Origin of the sequence: Paraglaciecola marina, assembly GCF_004360155.1 — a bacterium.
In the GTDB taxonomy this organism is placed as follows: domain Bacteria; phylum Pseudomonadota; class Gammaproteobacteria; order Enterobacterales; family Alteromonadaceae; genus Paraglaciecola; species Paraglaciecola marina.
Map to the genome: position 1 here is coordinate 1 of NZ_SAIS01000090.1, position 341 is coordinate 341.

A 341-nucleotide genomic window follows, 5' to 3' on the forward strand; every position below is an offset into this window, starting at 1 on the left:
GTTATGCATTGAGGGATAAAGATGCCGATTGATGAGATAGGGATAGGCTTTTTCGGGGCGATATTTAGATTTCTTGGCTGGATATTTTTTGAAGTTATAATTGAGATACTAATAAAAGGGTTGGGGTACTTAATCTGCCGGCCCTTTAAGAAGGTAAATATAGATAGCGCTGCCAGTGTAATCGTCGGTCTTATTGCATGGGTAGTAATAATAATCTCGGTTATTCTGGTTTCTGATTGGCTCTCCAATAATATGGATGTAGATTCATGCCTAGATGGTGGTGGTCGTTTTAACTACCAAGAAAACTTATGCGAATACGAGTAATCTTTAAAAATGCATAA

At 37.5% G+C, this 341-nt stretch carries 1 protein-coding gene; it reads left to right on the forward strand.

The window, feature by feature from the left end; translation table 11 throughout:
• The first annotated feature begins 21 nt into the window (after positions 1-21).
• On the forward strand, positions 22-324 hold the full coding sequence (locus tag EOK74_RS20765; RefSeq protein ID WP_133472035.1) for a hypothetical protein: 303 nt from the start codon (positions 22-24) through the stop codon (positions 322-324).
• Positions 325-341 lie beyond the last annotated feature (17 nt).

What these genes read in the sequence shown, in the direction of transcription:
- EOK74_RS20765 (WP_133472035.1), top strand. Translation starts at nt 22, where the DNA reads ATGCCGATTGATGAGATAGGGATAGGCTTTTTCGGGGCGATATTTAGA.